Genomic DNA, 5,106 nt, shown 5'->3' on the forward strand with positions numbered 1-5,106 from the left:
CGCCCTTCGAAAAACGCTCGGTTTGGCAGACCGGTCAGGCTGTCGTGACTGGCCTTCTTCGCTCGGGGTATTGAGGTGCTGTTTCAAATTCACGTTGTCGCTCACGGGTGTTGTTCCACTCACTAAAGTCTCGGTCATCATCGTCATGCGGCCACCCCTTCTTCGTCCCCTGTCAGGCTCTTGTAACGCTCGGCGAAGAACTCCCGAACGTTGGCGCATTGTGTTTCCGTACCATCCAAACGATTGAAGTGGGCGCGGAACTCCCTGGCGCCCGGCAAGGTTGCGAGATACCAGCCCACATGCTTGCGCGCAATGCGCACGCCCATCACGTCCCCATAGAAAGCGTGAAGTGCGGCCAGATGCTCCAGCAGTATGTGTTCCACTTCGATCAGCTCCGGCGCCGGCAATTTCTCGCCGGTACGCAGGAAGTGTTCGATCTCGCGAAAAATCCATGGCCGCCCTTGGGCGGCGCGGCCTACCAACAGGCCATCGGCACCGGTCGCGTCAAGCACGTAACGGGCCTTCTCCGGCGAATCGATATCGCCGTTGGCGAACACCGGGATCGACACCGCCTGCTTGATCGCGGCAATCGTGTCGTACTCGGCTTCACCCTTGTACAGATCGGCGCGAGTGCGGCCATGCACTGCCAGCGCGGTGATCCCGGCCTGCTCGGCGATCTTCGCCACGGTCAGACCGTTCTTGTTGTCGCGATCCCAACCGGTGCGGATCTTCAAGGTGACCGGCACATCAACCGCAGCCACGACGGCCTGCAGGATCTCGGTGACCAGTGCTTCATCTTTCAACAACGCCGAACCGGCGGCCTTGTTGCAGACCTTCTTTGCCGGGCAACCCATGTTGATATCAATAATCTGTGCGCCCAGTTCGACGTTGGCCCGCGCTGCGTCCGCCAGCATCTGTGCATCACCACCGGCAATCTGCACCGAGCGTGGCTCGGGATCGCCTTCGTGGATCATGCGCAGGCGCGACTTGCGGGTATTCCACAGGCTCATGTCACTGGTGACCATTTCCGAGACTACAAGCCCTGCGCCCAAACGCTTGCACAGCTGACGAAAGGGCTGGTCGGTAACCCCCGCCATCGGGGCGAGAATCAAGCCGTTCTGCAATGTATATGGGCCGATGCGTACCGCCGACATAGGACTTCCCTGAGGTGGGGCCGGATCATGAGAGTTCGAAAAAGGGTTGGCATGATACCCGCTCTCGATGACTGGATAAAGGCTGAATTGAACAAAATCTGAACAGTTATTCTGTTATTGCCAGCGGTTTGGTTGCGCGCTGCAAAGTCAGAAAACTGCCGTCAATTCAGAAACGGTGAAGCGATTCACTCGGGCGAGTGAAAACTCAGGCTGTAATTCACCGCTTTGGGGCCTGGATCGAGAATATCCAGCGCGATGTGGATCGGCGTCTGTGGCGGCATTTCCGCCAGACCTTCGAGATCACCTCTCAGGTACTCGCCGGGTTTGAAGCGACGACTGGCGATCAGGTGACCGTTGAGGTCGGCGAAGCGCAGTTCCAGTAATGGAAAGGGCTGAGAGAACGTCGCGCGGTTATAAATGATCGCGTCGACCACCAGCGCACCGTTGAACTCCGGGTGACTGCGCACCACCAGATTGCTGCTCTTGATTCGGGCGATGTCGACCTTGGACGGTACCGTGCAGCCGATTTGCGGGCAGATTTGCTGAAACCATGGGCGGTACTGATCCTGACGGGCCAGTTCATCGAAATGATAAGAGATGTACTGGGCAGCCAGTCCACCTGCCGCCAGCAGGACCAACACCAGCCAAAGCAAGCGACGGCCCCACGGTGAGCGGCGTTTCTGCCAGTCCAGTTGCAGTGGGTCGTCAGTCAAATCTTGCAGGACTTCGGCGCGTACGCCGGGTTCTGCGCGCTCGCGCTTTTTGCGCAGCGGTTCGATCGATGGTAAGTCAGCATCGACTTCGTCGCTGGCCGACACGCGTTCGCGGCGAGCATTGGGGTCGATCGGGTCGTGCAGGCGCAGATGCGGAATCGCCGGCTCGTCATCCAGATCCACCGGTTCCAGTGACAGCGAGGGCTCGGTGCGTTCACGGGTGAGCGGCTCAATGTCGTCGACTTGTGGCTCGTCGTCCGGCTCAGGGATCCGTTCATCGGCGGGTTCGCTGAACAGGCTGCCAGGCCACGCGGCATCATCGGGCTCGGGGCTGTCGCGACGGGCACTCAGGGACTCTTCGCGCGGGCGGCCAAGTTCGGTGGCGGGCTGGATTTCCCGTTGTTCGAGGCGGGCGAGTTCTTCGTCCAGATCGAGGCTGTCGAGATCAAGCTCCGAAGCGCTCCACTGCTTTTGGCTGATGGCGCGCGGCTCGGGTTGTTCGACGATGGGCGGCGGCGCGATAGCCGGCGGGACTTCGTCCGGCAGCGCGACAATCGACGGCGCAACCGGCGTCACCGCGTCCTTGCCGGCGTGTTGTTCCAGCAGCTGTTTGGCGGCGTTGAACACTTGCAGGCAGGAGCCGCAGCGAACCACCCCGCGGGCCACGCTCAATTGAGCATGGCTGACACGGAAACTGGTTTGGCAATGCGGGCACTGGGTGACGAAGCTGTCGGTCATGCGGCGATCCGGATTATGCAGGCGGTCATATTAGCGCCGACGGCCGGTGATGCGCACCCAGCCATCGCGATTGGCGATCGGGTCGAGGTCAAAGTCCTGCGCGTAAGCAGCAGCCACTTCGTCACCCTGCTCAGCGAGGATGCCCGACAGCGCCAGGCGTCCACCGGATTTGACCAGCCCGGACAGTTGCGGGGCCAGCGAAACCAGCGGACCGGCAAGAATGTTGGCGACCAGCACGTCGGCTTGAACCTGTGGCAGATCTTCTGGCAGGTACAGCGGGAACAGTTCGTCGGCGATGTTGTTGCGACCGGCGTTGTCGCGCGAGGCTTCCAGCGCCTGCACGTCAATGTCAGTGCCGACCGCTTCCTTGGCGCCGAGCAGCAGGGCGGCGATGGCCAGAATCCCCGAGCCGCAGCCGAAGTCCAGCACATTGCAGTCTTTCAGGTCCTGACCGTCGAGCCATTCCAGGCACAGTGCGGTGGTCGGGTGGGTGCCGGTGCCGAACGCCAGGCCCGGATCCAGCAGCAGATTGACTGCGTCAGGCTCAGGTGCGGCGTGCCAGCTCGGCACGATCCACAGGCGCTGGCCGAAACGCATCGGCTCAAAACCGTCCATCCAGCTGCGTTCCCAGTCCTGGTCTTCAATGACTTCGCTGTGATGCTCGGGCAGCGGGCTGCCGGTCAGCAGTTCCAGATGGGCCAATACCGGGGCTGGTTCGGTGCCGCCTTCGAACAGCGCCAGCAGGTGCGTGTGCGCCCACAGCGGGGTGGTATTGAGTTCCGGCTCGAAAATCGGCTGATCCTCGGCGTCCATGAAGGTCACCGACACGGCGCCCACTTCAAGGAAAGCGTCTTCGTAGGTTTCGGCTTGTTCCGGGCTGATGGCGAGACGTACTTGCAGCCAAGGCATGGCGGGCACCTTTGAAAAATATTGATTGCAGCCTAGCGGCCGGCGAGAAGCGCGCAAGTTTACGCGAGCGCGCGGCAGAACACGAACATGGTTGAAGATCAAAATATCGCAGCCTGCGGCAGCTCCTACAGGGGGAGTGCAGCGACTTCCATGGTGACTTGCACGGTGACTTCCATGGCGGGCTTTTGAAACCCGCAGAAACAACAAAGCCGCCCGAAGGCGGCTTTGTCTGGTGCAGGCTCGAAGCTTAGTGCTTCTCAGCAGCCAGCTTGTGCTCGAGGTAGTGAATGTTCACACCACCCTTGCAGAAGCCTTCGTCGCGAACCAGATCACGGTGCAGCGGGATGTTGGTCTTGATCCCGTCCACCACGATTTCGTCCAGGGCATTGCGCATGCGGGCCATGGCTTCGTCGCGGGTGGCGCCGTAAGTGATCAGCTTGCCGATCAGCGAGTCGTAGTTCGGCGGAACCGCATAACCGCTGTACAGGTGCGAATCGACGCGAACGCCGTTGCCGCCTGGGGCGTGGAAATGCTTGACCGTGCCCGGGCTCGGCATGAAGGTTTTCGGGTCTTCAGCGTTGATCCGGCATTCCAGCGAGTGACCGCGGATCACCACGTCATCCTGCGTGAACGACAGCTTGTTGCCAGCGGCGATGCTGAGCATCTCCTTGACGATGTCGATACCGGTGACCCTTTCCGAAACCGGGTGCTCCACCTGAACACGGGTGTTCATTTCGATGAAGTAGAAACGACCGTTCTCGTACAGGAACTCGAAAGTGCCGGCGCCACGGTAGCCGATGTCGATGCACGCCTTGACGCAGCGAGCCAGCACTTCTTCGCGAGCCTTCTCGTCGATGCCCGGTGCCGGCGCTTCTTCGAGAACTTTCTGGTGACGACGTTGCAGCGAGCAATCGCGGTCGCCCAAGTGGATCGCGTGACCCTGACCGTCGGAAAGAACCTGCACTTCCACGTGACGCGGGTTGGTCAGGAATTTTTCCAGATAGACCATCGGGTTGCCGAACGCCGCGCCAGCTTCGGTGCGGGTCAGTTTGGCGAAGGCGATCAGGTCTTCTTCCTTGTGCACAACGCGCATGCCGCGACCACCGCCGCCGCCAGCGGCTTTGATGATCACCGGGTAGCCGACTTCGCGACCGATGCGCAGCGCCGTTTCTTCGTCTTCCGGCAACGGGCCGTCGGAACCTGGAACGGTAGGCACGCCCGCTTCGATCATCGCGTGCTTGGCCGAGACCTTGTCACCCATCAGGCGAATGGTGTCAGCTTTCGGGCCGATGAAAGCGAAGCCGGAGTTCTCGACCTGCTCGGCAAAATCGGCGTTTTCCGCGAGGAAACCGTAGCCCGGGTGAATGGCGGTAGCGCCAGTCACTTCAGCGGCAGCGATGATGGCCGGGATGTGCAGGTAGGACTGAGCGGCAGACGCCGGGCCGATGCAGACGGATTCGTCAGCCAGACCCAGGTGCATCAGCTCTTTGTCGGCCTTGGAGTAAACGGCGACGGTCTTGATGCCCATCTCTTTGCAGGCACGAAGAATCCGCATGGCTATCTCACCGAGGTTCGCGTTCAGCACTTTTTGA

The 5,106-nt window shown here is 61.0% G+C and carries 4 protein-coding genes and 1 pseudogene; all 5 read right to left on the reverse strand.

Annotation, left to right across the window (positions count from 1 at the left end):
- Positions 1-147, reverse strand: a pseudogene (locus ACIF4X_RS27740) (hypothetical protein); the annotation flags it as partial.
- Positions 144-1,154 (reverse strand): tRNA dihydrouridine synthase DusB, encoded by a 1,011-nt coding sequence (dusB, locus tag ACIF4X_RS27745; RefSeq protein ID WP_150750037.1) that lies wholly within the window; start codon positions 1,152-1,154, stop codon positions 144-146. The pseudogene ACIF4X_RS27740 and the gene dusB, both read right to left, overlap by 4 nt.
- A gap of 185 nt (positions 1,155-1,339) precedes the next feature.
- On the reverse strand, positions 1,340-2,605 hold the full coding sequence (locus ACIF4X_RS27750; RefSeq protein WP_397484517.1) for a DUF3426 domain-containing protein: 1,266 nt from the start codon (positions 2,603-2,605) through the stop codon (positions 1,340-1,342).
- Positions 2,606-2,635: 30 nt separating this feature from the next.
- Complete coding sequence (gene prmA / locus ACIF4X_RS27755; RefSeq protein WP_007914600.1) at positions 2,636-3,514, reverse strand: 50S ribosomal protein L11 methyltransferase; 879 nt, start codon at positions 3,512-3,514, stop codon at positions 2,636-2,638.
- A 247-nt stretch (positions 3,515-3,761) separates the two neighbouring features.
- On the reverse strand, positions 3,762-5,106 hold a 1,345-nt coding region (accC, locus tag ACIF4X_RS27760; protein WP_397484518.1), incomplete at its 5' end, for an acetyl-CoA carboxylase biotin carboxylase subunit.

Source organism: Pseudomonas sp. NPDC085632, from assembly GCF_044541255.1.
Taxonomy (GTDB): domain Bacteria; phylum Pseudomonadota; class Gammaproteobacteria; order Pseudomonadales; family Pseudomonadaceae; genus Aquipseudomonas.